The organism is Pleionea litopenaei (genome assembly GCF_031198435.1).
Classification (GTDB): Bacteria; Pseudomonadota; Gammaproteobacteria; order Enterobacterales; family Kangiellaceae; genus Pleionea; species Pleionea litopenaei.
This window is the reverse complement of record NZ_CP133548.1, coordinates 2,912,875-2,931,251: the sequence shown is the minus strand read 5'-3', so window position 1 is coordinate 2,931,251 and position 18,377 is coordinate 2,912,875. Positions and strand designations below refer to the sequence as shown.

The window sequence follows — 18,377 nt, the reverse complement described above, 5'->3', positions numbered from 1 at the left end:
TAACTGACGAGAACAGAATGCTTATGCTTTCATCATCGCTATGGCAGTATCAAGCATGCGACAACTAAAGCCCCACTCGTTGTCGTACCAAGTGACGATTTTTACAAGATTTCCACCAATCACTCGAGTTTGAGTCGCATCGAAAATGCTCGAAGCTGCGTGATGATTGAAATCGGTAGAGACGAGTGGCTCATCGTTATACGCCAATACATGTTCATCGGCGGCTTTCTTTATGATTTCATTGACTTCTTCGACGGTCGTATTGCGGCTCGCCGTGAACGTCAGGTCAACCGTTGAAACGTTTAATGTAGGCACTCGCATTGCAAAGCCATCAAGTTTACCGTTTAACTCAGGCAGAACTAGGCCAACCGCTTTCGCCGCCCCTGTTTTAGTTGGTATTACAGACATTGCAGCGGCACGAGCTCGACGTAAATCTTTGTGTTGATTGTCTATCAGGCGCTGGTCATTGGTGTAAGCATGAATGGTATTAACCAGTCCGCTTTCTATGCCAAGCCCTTCGTGTAAAGCTTTTGCTACAGGCGCTAAACAGTTAGTTGTACAAGACGCATTCGAGACAACTTTGTGATCAGCGGTAAGACTGTCGTGATTAACTCCATACACAATGGTCGCATCTATGTCTTCTTTACCAGGTGCAGAAATAAGTACTTTTTTCGCGCCGCCGACAAAATGCTTGCCAGCGCCAGCTTGGTCAGTGAAGTGACCTGTGCACTCGAGTACTACATCAACCTCGTAATCACTCCACTTCAAATTCTCTGGATTACGGTCAGCTAACATAGCGATCGGATCGCCATTTACGTACATATGAGTTTCATCGCCAGTTACATCGGCTTCAAAACGACCATGAGTCGTGTCGTACTTAGTCAAATGAACATTGGTTTCAATTGGATGCGATGAATTAATAGCAACTACTTTAATCTCGTCCTGGCGATTAAGTTCGTAGATTGCACGTAAAACCATACGGCCGATACGACCATAGCCGTTAATGGCAACTTTAACTGTCATTGTTTACCTCACTGTGATGACTGGTAATGGAACCCCTAAAAGGCTCCGCTTTCTGTACTTTCGAAGTTAGTAATAACTTACTTCATAACTATGTGTTTTTTTACTCGCTGGTACCAAGTTGGCCCAGCGATTATTGTGTTAGCAATTACGTGCTAATTATTATGTGGCTACTTAGGCGCTAATAATTCATTTGCCATAGCGACTAGGTTTTCGGTTGTGAAACCAAACTCTTCGAACAAAGCGCTAGCAGGCGCTGATTCACCGAACGTCGCCATTCCCAGAACTTTGCCGTGCAAGCCGACGTACTTATACCAAAAGTCAGGATAACCCGCTTCAACGGCTATACGATTGACAACGCCGCTGGGCAATACCGATTCTTTATACTGAGTTGATTGACGATCAAACGTATCGGTGGATGGCATTGAAACCACACGGACTTGGTGTCCATGTTTATCCAGCTCGGTGGCGGCTTTCAAAGCTAATTCTACTTCAGAACCTGTCGCCAATAAGATCAGCTCAGGTGTGCCACTGCAATCGCGGATGATGTAGCCGCCCTTTTCAACATGACTCAACTGCTCATCAGAGCGTGCTAAACCAGGTAAACCTTGGCGCGAAAGAGCGAGCGCGGTTGGTCCATCTTCTCGCTCCAAAGCGGCTTTCCAAGCAACGGCTGACTCAGTCGCATCGCAAGGTCGCCATACCGACATATTCGGTGTAGTACGCAAGCTAGTAATTTGTTCAATCGGCTGATGCGTTGGCCCATCTTCACCCAAACCAATGGAGTCGTGAGTAAACACATAAATTGCACGCTGCTTCATTAAAGCAGCCATTCGACAAGCGTTACGTGCGTACTCCATAAAGATTAAAAAGGTACCGCCGTAAGGGATAAAACCGCCATGCAAAGCAATACCATTCATTATCGCGGCCATTCCAAACTCTCGAACGCCGTAATACAAGTAATTTCCAGACGCGTCTTTCGCATCAATGCCTTTCGCACCACTCCAAAGCGTCAAGTTAGACCCAGCTAAATCTGCAGAGCCTCCCAATAATTCAGGTAACTGTTGAGCAAATGCTTCAATCGCATTTTGCGACGCTTTTCGCGTTGCAACTTTCGCGGCTTCTTTTTGAGTTTCGCGAATAAAAGCGTCTGCTCGAGTGGCGAAATCTGCTGGTAATGAACCGTTGAGACGTCGCTCTAGTTCTGCCGCTAATTCAGGGTGAGTGTCTCGGTACTCAATGAACAAACTGTTCCACTGTTCTTCTGCATCAGCGCCGCGAGCTCGCGCGTCCCATGCATCATAAATATCTTGAGGAATTTCAAAAGGTGCATGATGCCAACCTAATTTTTGGCGTGCACCGGCAATTTCTTCATCGCCTAATGGAGCACCATGACATTCTTCTTTTCCAGCTTTATTAGGAGCTCCAAAACCAATGGTGGTCTTACAGCAAATCAGCGTGGGTTTGTTGGTTTCTTGTCGAGCTTGCTCGATAGCCATCTTAATGGCTTCAGGATCATGGCCATCAACGGCAGGAATAACTTGCCAACCATAAGCTTGGAATCTTTTTGGCGTATCATCGGTAAACCAACCTTCTACTTCGCCGTCAATCGAAATGCCATTGTCGTCGTAAAAAGCAATTAACTTACCTAAACCTAGCGTCCCCGCTAACGAGCACACCTCGTGCGAGATGCCTTCCATTAAGCAACCATCGCCTAAAAAGGTGTAGGTGTAATGATCGATCATTGTAAAATCGGGGCGATTAAACTGAGCCGCCAAAGTCTTCTCGGCAATGGCCATACCTACTGCGTTGGCAATACCTTGCCCGAGAGGACCCGTCGTTGTTTCGACACCCGGCGTGTATCCGTATTCTGGGTGCCCCGGAGTTTTTGAATGCAATTGGCGGAAGTTTTTTAGATCGTCAATGGTTAACGCATAACCCGACAAGTGCAAAAGGGAGTAGATAAGCATTGAGCCATGACCATTGGATAAGACAAATCGATCACGGTTAACCCACTGCGGGTTTTTCGGGCTGTGTAATAAGTAGTCGTTCCACAACACTTCGGCAATGTCGGCCATGCCAAGTGGCGCGCCGGGGTGGCCAGAATTAGCTTTCTGCACTGCATCCATACTCAACGCACGGATAGCATTGGCTAAATCAAATCGGGTAGGCATATAGTTCTCCTGAGCTGGGGGCCCATTTTGAAATGGCGCGTATTTTCTCAAACAGGGGGGGCAAAAATCAAACCATTTCGCGTATTTTTTGCGCAAATGGCCTCTTTTTTATTACACGACGCTGACTCGTCTCGGGTGAAGGGGCCTATTCAAGCTCAACTCCGATGAGTTTAATCCGCCTTGGGCGGCTCATACTCAAACCATTGCAATAAATGATTCATGAGTTGATCAAAGCCCGTTCGTTTTAACGATGAAAAAGTTTGCGCGCTAAACGCCGGATCAATCGTTTTGAGTTGCTGTTTGACTTTCAATAATGTGCTTTTTGCTGCACCTTGCTTTAATTTGTCGGCCTTACTCAGCAATACATGGGTTGGTAATTTAGCCACCGCAGCCCACTCGAGCATTTGGCAATCGACATCTTTTAACGGGTGCCGTATATCCATTAGCACCACGAGACCTTGAAGACAGTTTCGCTGTTGCAAGTACTGACTCAGCGTTGCCTGCCACCGCTCTTTTATATCAATCGAGACCTTCGCGAAGCCATAACCAGGTAGATCAACCAGCCGACGCTGTTCATCCAATTTAAACAGATTGATAAGCTGTGTACGTCCAGGTGTTTTACTGGTTCTTGCTAACGATTTTTGTTCACACAAGACGTTCAAAGCACTCGACTTACCGGCATTTGAGCGACCAGCAAACGCGACTTCGATCCCAGCATCGGCTGGCAACTGAACCAATTCGGCAGCGCCCATAATGTATTGCGCCTGTCGAAAGGGATTCACTTTTTTCTCCGTTCCAGCACCCTTATTCACCTGTTATCTCCCGATAATTCAACTTACTTTTAAAGCTTTACGCAGTTCTAGGTTGCAATTGTGGCTTTTTACAGGCAGTTTCCCTATAATTCAGCCACTTTGTTCAAATCGGCGTTAGTTTATCATGGCGCCAAGCAAGCGAAATAACTTTAAATACTGTTTTCCAAGAATAAAGGATAAACGATGAAAAAAATTGCTGTAATCTGCGCCATTTTGGGGTTTAGCGCACACCTAGTAGCGGGTGATGCGGAACAGGGTCAAAAAGATGCGGCAGCTTGTGCTGCTTGTCATGGAGCTGATGGAAACACTCCACTTGCACCTGAGTATCCGAAATTGGCAGGTCAAGGCGCTAAATACCTTGCTAAACAATTACACCAGTTCAAAAACGGTGAGCGTGATAACGCAGTGATGGCTGGTCAAGCGGCGTCATTATCTGAAGAAGCCATCGCTAATATCTCAGCGTTTTATGCGACTTTAGAACCGCAACACGCAGCCGTTCCCGATAAATACATTGAACTCGGACAAAAACTGTATCGAGCCGGTGACGCAGCAACAGGCATTCCAGCCTGCACCGCTTGCCATGGTCCACAAGGCACAGGTGTCGATGCCGCGGCTTTCCCAGCATTAGGTGGTCAAAACCCTCAATACACCATCGCACAATTAAAAGCGTTTAGATCAGGTGCACGAGCCAATGACAACAACCGTATGATGCGCGACATTGCTTCGAAGTTAAGCGATGAACAAATTGAAGCTTTGGCATACTACCTAGTTGGCCTCCATTAATTCGATCGATGTTTTTACAAAGGCGGCTGATTAGCCGCCTTTTTTATTCCCTTAATTAATTCTCTACAAGCTCACTTATTTCACATATTTATCGATTGGTCTTTGCGAATGCTGGCCATTTTGCGTAATTAATCGCTACAATAAATACCCGCACACCAATCATGTAAGTTTATGAAATTATCATCGTTTGTTTTGTTTGCCGTCTTCACCACGGTATTTTCTATAAGCGCAGAAGAAGCCGTCGTGCCCGCAAAAAGTAAAATACAGCCTAGATCTCTTGAGGCGCCCCTCGTCGAAAACGAAACAACCAAAGTAGTCTGCTGGTATCGCTCTCGAGCCTGTGGTGCCATTATCCATTCGCTAGATCAAGCGGGAATGACCGTGACTCTATGGCCAGCAATATTCCGCCAAGCTTGGCAGCGTGACGCTAAACTGATGCTTATTGCCAATAAGCTTAACTTTTCTGCAGAGCAGCACTTAGCCATCATGCAGCAACTCAATACTGCAACACCGTCACTCGAGAAACCTGAAGATTACATCGAATTACTCATCAGTATGTACCCTGAACTGGACCAAGCAGAACTGGAACAGGTTGTCTACGATACAAGCCTGGCGAAACAACTGAAGGGCTATCAAAAACAAATTCAAGACTACGCAATTACTCAAGTACCCACTATTATTTATAAAGGGCAACTGATTATCGATGCTGAGCAACTGCAAACGCCTCAGCAACTTATTGATTGGTTGAATCAACAATCATTGAGTGAGTGATACACTAACGACGAATGGCGTGGCCACAAAAACCTTAGCTGCAAGAACAATATGACATTAACCGCAACTGCTCCTAAGCAACAACTACAAACATTGAAAATGTTGAGTTTCAATATCCAAGTCGGTATTGAAACACGTCGTTATAGCGATTATTTATCTCGGAGTTGGCGCCACGTACTTCCACATTCTGCTCGACATATTAATTTGTCAAAAATTGCAAATTTAATACAAGATTATGACATTGTCGCCTTGCAAGAAGTGGACGCTGGCAGCCTCAGAAGCAGCTTTATCAATCAAGTAGAATACCTCGCTGAACACGCTGGATTCGCTCATTGGCATGTTCAAAAAAATAGAAATCTAGCCAATATCGCCGCTCATGCGAACGGGCTACTCTCAAAACTACCTGCCGAAGTGGTCGTTGATCACGCACTTCCTGGATTGATACCAGGGCGCGGCGCGTTGCAGGTTAGCTTTGGAAGCGCTAATACCTCGTTGGTGGTGATGGTTGCCCATTTAGCTCTTGGAAAAAAAGCTCAGAAAAAACAACTCAAATACATCGCCGAGAGTCTGCAACATCACGATTATTTTGTCATTATGGGAGACATGAACTGTGAGCCTGATTGGCTAGTCGACGAACTTCATCAATACGGAATTAATACCCGACTTATGGATAGTCATCAACCAACGTATCCTAGTTGGAATCCAAAACGTTCTTTTGACCAAATATTGGTTAGCGACACCTTGGGTGTTCGCAGTGTTTCGGTATTACCGGAAGTCATTTCTGATCATCTGCCCATTGCTATGGAAATTGACCTGCCGATTCATTTAGCCTCTCAAATTGAGCAACGCTCTTTGGGACTGAACTGCAATACTAACAGTTGTTAAATCATGACTACTGAAGACTCATTATCAGAGGAAGAACAACTCAAACGCTATTTACTTAGAGTAAGTTATAGCGGCATGGGAGTTAACTCGACACTTGATCGGCAACTGAATGAATTAAGAACAGCAATCAAAGATCAAACTTCAACAGAAGATTTGAAGATCTACGTCGACAACATCACCGATTTTTTACGCGAACAAGAAGAACTGATTGAAGATCAACTTCAGTCTTCAGACTCACCGGCGCTACAAGCACTGCTAGCAGAAGTTGAAAACTTACCGCTGAGCAGAAAAAGTAAAAAACTACTGAAAACTTTAAACAAAAAAAGACAGCAGTTGAATCCAGAAAGTATTTTTGAAGAAATCGGCAATATCTTAAAAACAACCGAGATCAATGAATCAAATAGTCGTTGGAATCCTTTTAATAAGAAAAAAAGAGAACACAACGAAGAGGTTCTCGATAATGACGAAGTTCTCGAAAAACCTGCTGTTTCACAGCAGGTGATAATTCCTCAAGCACTGAAAGACGCGTTAAATAACTTTGTCGATCAACTTGGTAATATTGATATCTACCGAAAGGCTTCAGAGAACATTAAAGATCAACTGCTTGCAATTAATCATTACGAGCAACTATCGGACCTTATCGAACAAATTGCTTCAGCATTACTTGAAGCGGCGAATCAAGAGCATGTTCAGTTTGAGAATTTTCTTCAGAAACTCAACAAACGTCTGCTCAATGTTGCGTCTTACCTAAATCAGGCCGCCGTTGGCCATGAGAGTCTGATCAGTGATACTCAGAAATTAGACACCGATCTAACAGGAGCCATTGCCGATATTCAACAAGAAATAGCGGATTCACCAAATCTTGGGCCATTAAAAAGTCGTCTGCTCAGTAGTTTCGAACATATCTTTAATAGTGTTAATCACTTTAAAGAAACTCAAAAAAATAAAGTTAAAGCTTCGTTAGCAGAATTGAAAATTGTTCGCGAACAATTAGCCGTCACTGAAGAAGAAGCTGAGCGACTTAAAACAAATCTAAAAGAACAGCGTTTTAAAGCCTACAATGATCCACTCACTTCGCTGCCCAATCGATACGCATATAATGAGCGATTGACGCAAGAGTATTCTCGATGGCGGCGCTATCGAAACTCGCTCAGCCTCGCGGTATGTGACATAGACTACTTTAAAAAAATTAATGACCAATATGGCCACCAAGCGGGCGACGAAGTTTTAAAGGCGGTTGCTAATCAACTTGATCATGGGCTACGAGAGTCTGATTTTATCGCTCGTTATGGTGGAGAAGAATTCGTTATATTGATGCCTGAAACTCGCCTAGCCGACGCTACCAAAGCGATCAATAAATTAAGATTAATGGTTAGAGATCACGCTATCAAGGTCACTCCGAATCAAACGATAAACATTACACTGTCTTTTGGTGTTGCGGAGTTTGAGGGCGCGGATACTGCGACCGATGTTTTTAATAAAGCTGACAAGGCTCTTTACCGCGCTAAAGAGAAAGGTCGGAATCAGGTGTGCGCCGAACGTTCAATCAAGCCAGATCTTCCTTAATCACTGAGCGAGCTTGCTGGCTTGTCGCAGCGCGATCAAGGTGTTTGAATGAAACTCTCGACGATGCAAAACCAACACTACCCAAAGTGCACTAACCATAAATAAAACCGGATGAACAAACCAACCTAAAATAGCCATCGCAAATGAGTAGGCTCTTAGCCCGTGAGCAAAAGAATTATTTGCTCGTGTTAATACTTCATTGGCATTAATCACAAACAGCGTCTTATCGTTTTCCGAACAATCATTCGTTGGCGCTGCGCTCAACAATACAATGGCAAAGTTGTATTGCCGAACACTCCAGGCAAACTTAAAAAATGCATAGACAAAGATAAAAATCAGCACCAGCAGCTTCACTTCCCAACTGGCTCGGGTATTTTCGACAATGAATGGTAAGGTATTAGTCAGTTGCACAATTTGGTCTGTTGCCCCTAACACGGTCAATAAACCAGCAAGAATAAAAATAGTCGTCGATGCAAAAAACGTCACATTTCGCTGCAGAATACCCAATGCGGTAACGTCAGCAATACGGACCTCTCGCGAGAATATTCGAGACATCCAAAGACCTCTTACATTCGAGAGCGATGACGCCAATGTTGGCTTGGTACGCGCTTTAACTTGAGCAAAGAGTGCGTAGCCGATCCAGCAGATCGCAAACCATATCAAGGCAATCCAATCGTACAAGGATATAAAGCTGAGTATGTTGTTCAAATCACGCCTCTTCCGGTATAGTAAGTCTTTAATCAATAACTCTACCTTAAACGAGAGGCTAGTGCCATTGTCGAATCGCACCACACACTTCGACCAAGCTTCACCACTGCTCAAAGCTCTGTCACAAACACCTATTCATTGGCAAAGTTTTAGTCACGATCTTTGGTCCTATGCAGAGCAACAAAATAAACCTATTTTTTTGTTTCTAGGTTACTTTCAATGCCCCTGGACTCAGGAGATGCTTAAAAGTCTATTTGAAAACCCAGAGATCATTGAACGATTAAATAAAAATTTCATTAATGTCGCCGTCGATAGAGAGCTAAGACCTGATCTTGATGTCTGGTTACAACGAAGTGCTACGCTGCTAGATTCCGGTAGTGGCGGCTGGCCTTTGTGTGCGTTCATCCACCCTAAATTTAAACAGCCATTTTTTTGTGGTCATTATTTTGATGAGTTGGGCACTCAAGAACGGCCAGCTTTTAGCAACCTTCTTGATTCTATTGATTATATATTTCGAGAAAAGCAAGAAGAAATAGAAGGTTCTTCTAAGACGCTCTTGTCGCGAATAAATCCAGCTCTATCAGTTGACCTTAAGGATACGTTAGCTAAAGAGCAAATTTCGCTTGAGGCATTAACCGATAAATTTACGCAGGCATTTTTAGATAATGTCGATCAGCAATGGGGCGGGCTAAAATCAATTCCCAAGTTTCCACACACCACCATGTTGCTTTGTCTTTTAGATATTATTGTTCTGAAACGACCCGACAATAGCCAAACCCTATATCCGCTATTGATGCTGACCAGCCAAAGTATAAAAAATATCGGTTTAAATGATCATGTTGAAGGCGGTTTTTTTCGATACTGTTTAGATGAGTACTGGGGCGTTCCGCACTTCGAGAAGACACTTTATGACAACACACTACTAATTGATTATTTTGATCGATTATCTGCATTCAATAAAGAAGGTTCTTTCAGTTACGAAGCACAAAGAGCTTTAACTTTTATTTTAGAAAAGCTAGCGATTAAAGACGGATTATATGCAACACTTGAGTGCGAGAACTTTCCGTCTTTAGAAATTAGAGATTCACAGCCAAGCAGTTATACCTTCGATAAACAACAGGTTTGCGAGACAATAACAAATGACCTCTGGCCATTAACACAAACAGCGTTTGGATTTGAGCAAGCCCCCAACCATCGAGGACGATGGCACCTACATCAATGGTATTCAGTGAGTAGCTTAGCCGAAAAATTAGGTCTCGAGTTAAAACAAGTACAATGGCAAATTGAACCGATAAGACAAGAATTAAGAAGCATTAGAGACGAGCAGTTAAATGCTTCAATTGGAGATTTTGCAACGATTGCTTTTAATGCACAACTAGCTAAAGTTCTATTTAAAACAGCGTCACAATCTCAAAACGAAGAGTCTATAAATATCGCGCAAAAAATTCTTTCGAATATTCAACAGCGATGGCATCGCAATACCGGACTAACCTATTCTCAGCCAGCAGCATCGGCCGTATTGGATGACTATGTCAGTGTAATGGAGTGCTTACTGGTTGCTATTCAACAGGATTGGAATACTCAATACTTTAGTTGGCTCGTTGAAATTCAAGATTTTGTTTTACATCATTTTATAAAAGAGAATAAATTTTTAGTCTCTCTAGAAAGCGATCATTTGGAAGTCTACGATGACTATAAAGACTCAGGGTTTGCTAATTCGAGTGCTCGATTGGTACTAGTGCTTTATCGACTGGCTCAGCTGACTAATAATCAAGATCTGAAAAATCGAGCAAAACAATTACAGCAGTCCACCTTAGTTCTTTTTGAAACTAACCCCTTGGTCTACGCAACCGCATTACAATGTGCACTGCAAGCGAAAAATATGCCACTGATTGTTATCTCTGGTAGTCCACTTGAAATGAGTCAATGGAAAAGCCTAACTCAAGATCTAACGCTGAAGTTTGAGGTGTTTTGCGTCCCATCGAATGACAGCTCTATTCTAACTGAGAGACTAAGTGACGGTAAAATCTGCGCAATTTTATGCGCTGAAGATGATAGAAAGAAAACAACAAATCAAGAAGAATTTAAGCACTGGCTAAATGACTAGCCAGTGCTTAATTTGAAGCAAAAAAATTGTTTAATTTTTTGCATTCACAATTGATTTAAAGAACCAGCTAACTAACAAAACAAAGGCAACGAATCCCAACAAACTAGGCATCCAATCGGGACCAGCCCAGTCAGTTCCAATTCCAGCAGGTTTCTTATCCAGTATAAATGCCGCTGCGGCTATTCCAACACCCAACAACCCTTCTCCACCAACAAAGCCGGAGCCTAAAAGCACTCCGCGTTCGCGGCGGCTCTCTAGTTGTTCTTGGTTGTTGGTACGTTTTTCAAAAAAGTGCCGGATCATCCCACCGATAAACACCGGGGTCATTACGGATACCGGTAAATAAACACCAACCGCAAAGGGTAAAGAAGGAATTCGAAAAAGCTCGCAAAGTATGGCGATGCCAGCGCCGATCGCAACCAACGTCCAGGGTAAGTTTTGATCCAATACCCCATCAATAACCAATTTCATTAGGGTCGCCTGAGGAGCGGCTAAATCGCTGCTACCAAAACCAAAGGTTTTCGCAAGTAACAACACCGCCAAACAAACAAAGGTTGCTGAGGTTAAAACACCAATCAACTCAGCTGCCTGTTGATAACGTGGCGTTGATCCAAGCAAATAACCACTTTTTAAATCTTGTGACGTATCACCCGCAATTGAAGCCGCGATTGCAACCACACAACCGACAATGAGTGCGGCAGCTTTACCGTTAGTATCAGTCCAACCCATGACTAAAAACAACGTTGCCGTACCCAGTAATGCAGCGATAGTCATGCCACTGGTAGGGTTCGACGTCACACCAACCAAACCGACAATTCTTGAAGCGACCGTTACAAAGAAAAAAGAAAATATGGCCACACAAATAGCAGCAACGAGACGCATATCCATGCCACCAACCGCACCAAAAACACTCGGAATTAAGGTCAATGCTAAAACAATCAGTAAAATACCAATACCCACCACCTTCAAAGGCAGATCTTGAGTCGTTCTCGGTTGTTTCGTCGAACCGTCGGATTGATGTGTTTGTATCTCTAACTCTTTTGCACCTGCTTTAAAGCTCTCGAGCATCACTGGAATACTGCGTATTAAAGTGATAATCCCCGCCGTCGCAACCGCACCAGCTCCAATATACCGAACATAACGCGTCCAAATATCCGCCGCCGACATATCTTTAATTAAAGAAACCGTTTCAGGAAACAGCGGTAACGTTCTCGTATCACCCCAGTAAGCTATCGCGGGAATAATAATTAAGGAAGAAAGTAGTCCACCACCAACCATAATTAGCGCGATGCGAGGTCCTAAAATATAACCGACGCCGAATAAGGCTGCCGATAGATCGATTCCAAGTGTGGCCTTCTTGATAAAAGGGACATTGAAACTTACTGAAGAAGGAATAATTTTAATCCAGGACGTCAGTGTTTTAAACAAAGCCGCCGCACCGATCCCATAAAAGATATATTTGGCTCTATTACCACCGACTTCATTGGCGACCAAAACTTCAGCACATGCAGTTCCCTCAGGATAAGGCAATTTTCCATGTTCTCTTTCGATTAAAAATTTACGCAAGGGAATCATAAATAGAATGCCTAACAACCCCCCACTCATTGCCAAAATCGTCATTTGCAACAAATCTGGAGCGACTCCCCACATAAATAAGGCGGGCAATGTGAAGATCACGCCACTTGCCACAGAACTTGAAGCCGAGCCCGTCGTTTGAGCAATATTGGTTTCTAAGATGGTACTTTTGATGCCTGACTTGGCGAGTATACGAAATACAGCAACACTCATAACGGCGACCGGAATTGAGGTGCTGATGGTCAATCCAGATTTAAGCCCTAAATAAGCATTAGCCGCACCAAAAATAATTCCAAATAAGATCCCCAAACCCAATGCTTTAAATGTAAATTCGGCTATCGATTCATGGCTACCAATGTATGGTTGATACTGCTCACCGGGTTGCAGCTCGCGATACGCTGCATTCGATAAGCCAGCTTTTTTATTTTTGTCCATCGCCTGTCCTTTATGGGTACTTATATCGAGTTATGTAAAGCCGAGTCTACCAATATTCCAGAGCAAGTCCCAGCCACCCAAGCCATATCTTCGCTTACAATTATCTATTAGACTTGATACGCACGGCTTGTGCTAAGCTGTCGCAACCTTATCATCCAAATTTCGCCATTAGGAATTAACTGTGTCACAACGACTACCCGCTCAAGTTTGGTTACTCACACTGTGCTATGCACTGATGTTATCGGGTACATCAATGTTGGTTCTGATTGCGGGAATTATCGGACAGCAAATTGCCCCTTCGGAAGCGCTTGCCACTTTACCCATTGCATTAGCAATAATAGGTTTGGCACTGAATACCCTACCCGCTGCGTTTTTAATGAGTCGCTGGGGACGCAAGCCCATATTTCTCACCTACGGTATCTTTGGTGTGATAACGGCATTGATTGCAGCATACGCGATGCATATTGAGAGCTTTACTTTGTTTTGTTTTGCCGCATTAGGAATTGGAAGCTCGGCTGCATCGGTGCAGCAGTATCGTTTTGCGGCCATCGAGCAAGTGACTGTTGAGCAAATCCCTAAAGCGACCTCGACAATTTTGCTCGGCGGTATTGTCGCAGCATTTATCGGTCCCGAATTATCCTTATTGGGTCAATCCTTGTTAACCATGCCCTATGCAGGTTCTTTTCTGCTGCTCAGTGGTATCTACTTACTTGGTTTACTCATGTTGACTTTAATTAAAGTTCCTCCACTAGAGCAGACTGATCATCAAAGCCCTGGAAGAGGCTTGTCTACTTTATTTCGTCAAAGAACGCTACTCATCGCCATCGCAGCGGCTGCGGTCGGGTATGGGATCATGAGTTTTATAATGACCGCGACGCCTCTCAGTATGCATACTCATTTTCATCACAGCTTGCAGGAAACCAAATGGGTGATTCAATCTCATGTTGCAGCCATGTATTTACCCTCTCTCATCTCCGGAGTGCTGATTCAGCGTTTCGGCCATTCGAAAATGATGTTTGCAGGCCTATTTGCTTACATTCTTTGCTTATTAATCGCCTATCAATGGCAAACATTTATTGGCTTTTGGGTGGCTTTGGTTTTACTCGGAATAGGTTGGAATTTTTTATTCGTCGCCGGTACCGCTCTCTTGGCGACGACCTATCAATCGAACGAACGATTTAAAGTACAGGCCACCAATGACTTTCTGGTTTTTGGCACTCAAGCGATTGCTGCGTTAAGTTCTGGGTGGCTATTATTTCAGTTTAAGTGGCAGGGTATTTTGCTCTTGTGTTTTATTCCTCTGGCACTGTTCGTCTTCACTTTAATTCTAGCTTTGTTTAAAGAAAGAAGAATTTATGCCAATCATTCTTCGTAGTTAATGTCTTAAACAGTATTTGATTTTGATAAAAAGGGAACAATGATGATAAAAGTATATGGGATGTCTCTCTCCGGCAATTGCTACAAGCTCAAGCTCTTACTTAACTTGATTAGCCAGGAGCACCAATGGATTGAGGTTGATATATTAAACGGAGAAACGCAAACACCTGACTATCTGAAAAAGAATCCTAATGGAAAAGTTCCGCTTCTCGAAATCGATGGAACATATCTTCCCGAGTCTAATGCAGGATTGTATTACCTTTCTCAGAACACGCCATATTTTCCGACTGGCAAACTTGAGCAAGCGCAGGTACTTCAATGGATGTTCTTTGAGCAATACAGTCATGAGCCTGCGATCGCTGTCGCTCGATTCATAAATTTATTTCTTCCAAGTGATCACCCGCGACGAGATAGTTTACCGGAACTTTTAAAAAAGGGTTATCAGGCATTGGCTGTTTTAGAACAGCAATTAAATAAAACGACTTGGCTAGTCGGTGACAAGCCTAGTATCGCCGATATTGCTTTGTACGCTTATACCCATGTTGCAACCGATGGTGATTTTGAATTAACTCGCTTTCCTAAAATCAATCAGTGGATGACTGGAATTCAACAACTGCCAAATTACATTCCAATGGTCTAACGATTGAATAGGTTCAATCTTGGCTTCGAAAAGTTTAAGAATTCTTAACTGATTTGTCTTTCTCTTATTCTTTACATTAAAAATTGATGGGCTAGAAAAAAGAAAGCCTCCACACGCTAGCACGTTGGAGGCAATGTGAGTTCAGCTTGGGGAAACTGAACACAAGGTCCCGCTTAAAGAAGGAGGGTTTTGCGGGAAGACACCATCAATGGCGTCTATATACTAAGACGCTCTTGCGCCAAAAAGGTTTCCCTTGGACTTGTAAAAAAATGTGTCAACATTGAACCTTCTCTCTCCTTCTTTTTTATCGCAATTATTTAATCGTAACTATTTTATCGCATCTGTTTTATCTCAACTACGAGTTATCTAAAACGGAAACTTGGATTGGTACGCAACTGCCGCTGGTTATTTCCTTAATTAATAACGAGACTTGGTCACCCGCTGAAAGCTTTTGATGAACTCGATCGGAATTTAGTTGATACGTTCCAAGGTCACTAATATCTAACAGGATAAATCCTTCGGTCACTTGCGTTACTTTTCCTGTTGTCGTTCGCTCGGTGTAAACACAAGGACCTCCAACGGGCTTTTGACAAGCAGACAAAAACAATGAAGTAATAATAACCGCCAAGACTTTATTCATAATGAATACCTCTAATGTGCTTGCTCCCAATTATCACCGATGTCCGCTTCAACCACCAAAGGTACACTCAGCTCCGTGGCCGACTCCATGAGTTCGATAACTTTCTTTTTAACAGTTTCAACATCGTCTTCTGCAACTTCAAACACCAATTCATCATGAACTTGCATCACCATTTTGCATGCTGGCTTTTCCTCGTTAATCCATTGATTAATCTGCAACATGGCGAGCTTAATTATATCCGCTGCACTGCCTTGCATAGGGGCATTGATAGCCGTACGCTCGGCAGCTTTACGCCGCATTCCATTACTGGCATTAATTTCTGGAAGATACAGACGGCGACCATAAAGCGTTTCGACATACCCTTTTTCTTTTGCAATGGCTTTGGTCTCTTCCATATAAGCTTCGACACCTGGGTAGCGAGCGAAATAAGTATCAATATAAAGTTGCGCTTGTTCGCGACCGACACCAATTTGCTTGGCTAACCCAAAGGCTGACATGCCATAGATAAGTCCAAAGTTAATCGCTTTAGCACTTCGACGTTGTTCAGAAGTCACTTGCTCTGGAGTCACCGAAAAGACCTCAGCGGCAGTTGCCGTGTGAATGTCTTGTGCATTGGCAAAGGCTTCAAGCAAACCTTCATCTTGCGATAGATGAGCCATTATTCGAAGCTCAATTTGACTGTAGTCAGCAGCCACAATTTTGCAACCTTGTGGCGCTATAAAGGCTTGTCGGATACTGCGACCTGCTTCATTTTTAATAGGAATGTTTTGCAAGTTAGGTTCGGTTGAAGACAAGCGTCCGGTTGCTGCAACCGCTTGATGATAGGAAGTATGTAAACGCCCAGTTACTGGATTTATCATCTCTGGAAGTTTGTCGGTATAAGTCGACTTCAGTTTCGACAATCCGCGATACTCCAGAATGACTTTGGGTAACGGATAATCAAGAGCCAACTCTTGTAAAACATCTTCTGCCGTTGATGGTTGTTTTTTAGGTGTTTTCTTAATTACCGGCAACTCTAGTTTTTCAAATAGAATTTGTTGCAACTGTTTTGGTGAGCCTAAGTTAAATTCTTCTCCAGCAAGCTCATAAGCCTCTTGCTGCAACTCAACCATCCGCGCCGCGAATTGCTGGCTCTTTTCCCGCAACAATTGTGCATCGATTAAAACACCGTTTCGCTCCATACTTGAGAGAACATTCAACAGGGGCATTTCAATGTGTTCAAAAACGGCTTTTGGGCCTTCTTCTTCTTTTAATTGTGGCCAAATTTTCTGATGCAGTTGAAGCGTAATGTCTGCATCTTCAGCAGCATAAGGAGCGGCTTGTTCAAGCGGAATTTGATTAAAGGTTATTTGTTTAGCGCCTTTACCTGCAATATCTTCAAAATGAATAGTGTCGACGCCTAAATACTTCATTGCTAAAGAATCCATGTCGTGACGCGTGGCGATGCTGTTGAAGCAGTACGACTCAAGCATAGTGTCGAATGCTATGCCTCTCAGGGAGATCTCATAGCGTGCTAATACGCTGGCATCGTACTTTAAATTTTGTCCGACTTTTTTGTGTTTTTCTGATTCTAATATTGGCTTTAATTGCTCTAAAACCCACTCTCGGTTCAGTTGCTCTGGCGCATCTAAATAGTCATGAGTCAACGGTAAATAGGCCGCTTCATCTTTGGCTACAGCGAAAGATACACCAACCAAGTCTGCTTGCATGTAATTGAGACTGGTTGTTTCAGTATCAAATGCAAAGAGATCGGCTTGTTCCAGCTTCTTGAGCCAGCGCTCAAAGTCACTTTTAGTTAGAATAGTTTGATAGTCTTTTTCAACTTCCGTCTTATCGGCAACCACATCACTCGGTTGATCTGAATCTTGGGATAGTTCATGTAACCACGTTTTAAACTCATATTGCTTAAACAGATCGGCTAACGCGTCTGTATCCGGCTCACCGTGTTCAATTTCAGATAATGTAAAGGGGAGTTCCACATCTGTTTTAATGGTGGCTAACTGATAAGAGAGAAACGCCATCTCTTTATTTTCAGCCAGCTTCTCTGGCATTTTTTTAGCGCCACGAAAAGATAGCTCGCGAACTTTTTCTAAATTATTATAGATATCCTCTAAGCCACCGATTCCTTGTAACAAAGCAACCGCCGTTTTTTCTCCAACACCTGCGACTCCGGGAATATTATCCGATGAGTCCCCCATGAGCGCTAGATAATCGATAAAGAGATCCGCAGAAAAACCATACTTGTCGACAACCCCTTGAGGATCCATCAAAGTATTAGTCATGGTGTTAATTAACGTCACATGCGGACTAACTAACTGAGCCATATCTTTATCGCCGGTAGATATTAACGCATCGATTCCTTGCGAAGTCGCTTGCTCGGCTAGCGTTCCAATGACATCATCCGCTTCGACATCGTCAATCACAAGAAGTGGCAGACCCATTGCTTTAATAATGTCATGAATCGGTTGAATTTGAACGCGCAAGTCGTCGGGCATTGGTGGGCGATGCGCTTTATACTCAGGATAGAGATCATTTCTAAAGGTCTTTCCTTTCGCATCAAAAACCACCACCACTTTCGAGTCAGGATAATCGCGAAGATGACCGCGAATCATTGAAATAACCCCTCGAATAGCATTAGTAGGAAACCCCTCACCCGTGCTCAAGTGGCGAATAGCGTGAAATGCCCGAAATAAGTAAGAAGATCCATCAACCAAAATCACCGGCTTTGCTGACGTCATAAGAAGAAATACCTTTGCAATTTTTTCGCACATTGTACCTGTTTAGCAGGCAGTTGCGAGTCAATATCGATTTGAGATATAAGATGATACGTGCATTATCTCAAGTAAACTATGAGGTTAAATCTCTAACTCATTAATTTTATGAG

Annotated in this window: 14 protein-coding genes; 7 read left to right on the top strand and 7 right to left on the bottom strand. The window is 43.3% G+C overall.

The features are described 5' to 3' along the window. Nucleotides 1–21 precede the first annotated feature (21 nt). The 3 genes from gap to yihA form a co-directional block, all read right to left on the bottom strand. Nucleotides 22–1,023 (bottom strand): type I glyceraldehyde-3-phosphate dehydrogenase, encoded by a 1,002-nt coding sequence (gene gap, locus Q9312_RS13160; RefSeq protein ID WP_309201320.1) that lies wholly within the window; start codon nucleotides 1,021–1,023, stop codon nucleotides 22–24. A 167-nt stretch (nucleotides 1,024–1,190) separates the two neighbouring features. Next, on the bottom strand, nucleotides 1,191–3,194 hold the full coding sequence (gene tkt, locus Q9312_RS13155) for a transketolase (protein ID WP_309201319.1): 2,004 nt from the start codon (nucleotides 3,192–3,194) through the stop codon (nucleotides 1,191–1,193). Between the two features lie 170 nt (nucleotides 3,195–3,364). After that, the gene (gene yihA / locus Q9312_RS13150; protein ID WP_309201318.1) at nucleotides 3,365–4,006 is read right to left on the bottom strand and encodes a ribosome biogenesis GTP-binding protein YihA/YsxC; all 642 of its coding nucleotides are present in this window, start codon (nucleotides 4,004–4,006) and stop codon (nucleotides 3,365–3,367) included. Nucleotides 4,007–4,189: 183 nt separating this feature from the next. Here yihA and Q9312_RS13145 point away from each other — a divergent pair, with 183 nt between their 5' ends. The 4 genes from Q9312_RS13145 (at nucleotide 4,190) to Q9312_RS13130 (ending at nucleotide 8,011) form a co-directional block, all read left to right on the top strand. Then, nucleotides 4,190–4,789, top strand: a complete 600-nt coding sequence (locus Q9312_RS13145) for a c-type cytochrome (RefSeq protein WP_309201317.1) — start codon at nucleotides 4,190–4,192, stop codon at nucleotides 4,787–4,789. 171 nt (nucleotides 4,790–4,960) lie between these two features. Continuing rightward, nucleotides 4,961–5,560 (top strand): hypothetical protein, encoded by a 600-nt coding sequence (locus Q9312_RS13140; RefSeq protein WP_309201316.1) that lies wholly within the window; start codon nucleotides 4,961–4,963, stop codon nucleotides 5,558–5,560. Between the two features lie 51 nt (nucleotides 5,561–5,611). Further along, on the top strand, nucleotides 5,612–6,445 hold the full coding sequence (locus Q9312_RS13135; protein WP_309201315.1) for an endonuclease/exonuclease/phosphatase family protein: 834 nt from the start codon (nucleotides 5,612–5,614) through the stop codon (nucleotides 6,443–6,445). A gap of 3 nt (nucleotides 6,446–6,448) precedes the next feature. Then, nucleotides 6,449–8,011 carry a GGDEF domain-containing protein gene (locus tag Q9312_RS13130; RefSeq protein ID WP_309201314.1) on the top strand — a complete coding sequence of 521 codons (1,563 nt, stop codon included), beginning with the start codon at nucleotides 6,449–6,451 and terminating at the stop codon, nucleotides 8,009–8,011. Here the strand turns inward: Q9312_RS13130 and Q9312_RS13125 are convergent, their stop codons facing one another. Continuing rightward, on the bottom strand, nucleotides 8,012–8,719 hold the full coding sequence (locus Q9312_RS13125; protein ID WP_309201313.1) for a DUF599 domain-containing protein: 708 nt from the start codon (nucleotides 8,717–8,719) through the stop codon (nucleotides 8,012–8,014). A gap of 61 nt (nucleotides 8,720–8,780) precedes the next feature. On the opposite strand from Q9312_RS13125, the gene Q9312_RS13120 reads away from it, so the two are divergent. Beyond that, nucleotides 8,781–10,826, top strand: coding sequence for a thioredoxin domain-containing protein (locus tag Q9312_RS13120; protein ID WP_309201312.1), 2,046 nt, complete (start codon nucleotides 8,781–8,783; stop codon nucleotides 10,824–10,826). 30 nt (nucleotides 10,827–10,856) lie between these two features. On the opposite strand, the gene Q9312_RS13115 is transcribed toward Q9312_RS13120, so the two are convergent. Beyond that, nucleotides 10,857–12,836 carry an OPT family oligopeptide transporter gene (locus Q9312_RS13115; protein ID WP_309201311.1) on the bottom strand — a complete coding sequence of 660 codons (1,980 nt, stop codon included), beginning with the start codon at nucleotides 12,834–12,836 and terminating at the stop codon, nucleotides 10,857–10,859. A 181-nt stretch (nucleotides 12,837–13,017) separates the two neighbouring features. Here Q9312_RS13115 and Q9312_RS13110 point away from each other — a divergent pair, with 181 nt between their 5' ends. Both Q9312_RS13110 and Q9312_RS13105 read left to right on the top strand, forming a co-directional pair. After that, nucleotides 13,018–14,211 (top strand): MFS transporter, encoded by a 1,194-nt coding sequence (locus Q9312_RS13110; protein WP_309201310.1) that lies wholly within the window; start codon nucleotides 13,018–13,020, stop codon nucleotides 14,209–14,211. 42 nt (nucleotides 14,212–14,253) lie between these two features. Continuing rightward, complete coding sequence (locus tag Q9312_RS13105; RefSeq protein ID WP_309201309.1) at nucleotides 14,254–14,853, top strand: glutathione S-transferase family protein; 600 nt, start codon at nucleotides 14,254–14,256, stop codon at nucleotides 14,851–14,853. Nucleotides 14,854–15,208: 355 nt separating this feature from the next. Here the strand turns inward: Q9312_RS13105 and Q9312_RS13100 are convergent, their stop codons facing one another. Both Q9312_RS13100 and polA read right to left on the bottom strand, forming a co-directional pair. Then, a complete protein-coding gene (locus Q9312_RS13100; RefSeq protein WP_309201308.1) occupies nucleotides 15,209–15,493 on the bottom strand; it encodes a hypothetical protein in 285 nt (94 codons plus the stop codon). An 11-nt stretch (nucleotides 15,494–15,504) separates the two neighbouring features. Continuing rightward, nucleotides 15,505–18,231, bottom strand: a complete 2,727-nt coding sequence (polA, locus tag Q9312_RS13095) for a DNA polymerase I (protein ID WP_309201307.1) — start codon at nucleotides 18,229–18,231, stop codon at nucleotides 15,505–15,507. Between the last annotated feature and the right edge of the window lie 146 nt (nucleotides 18,232–18,377).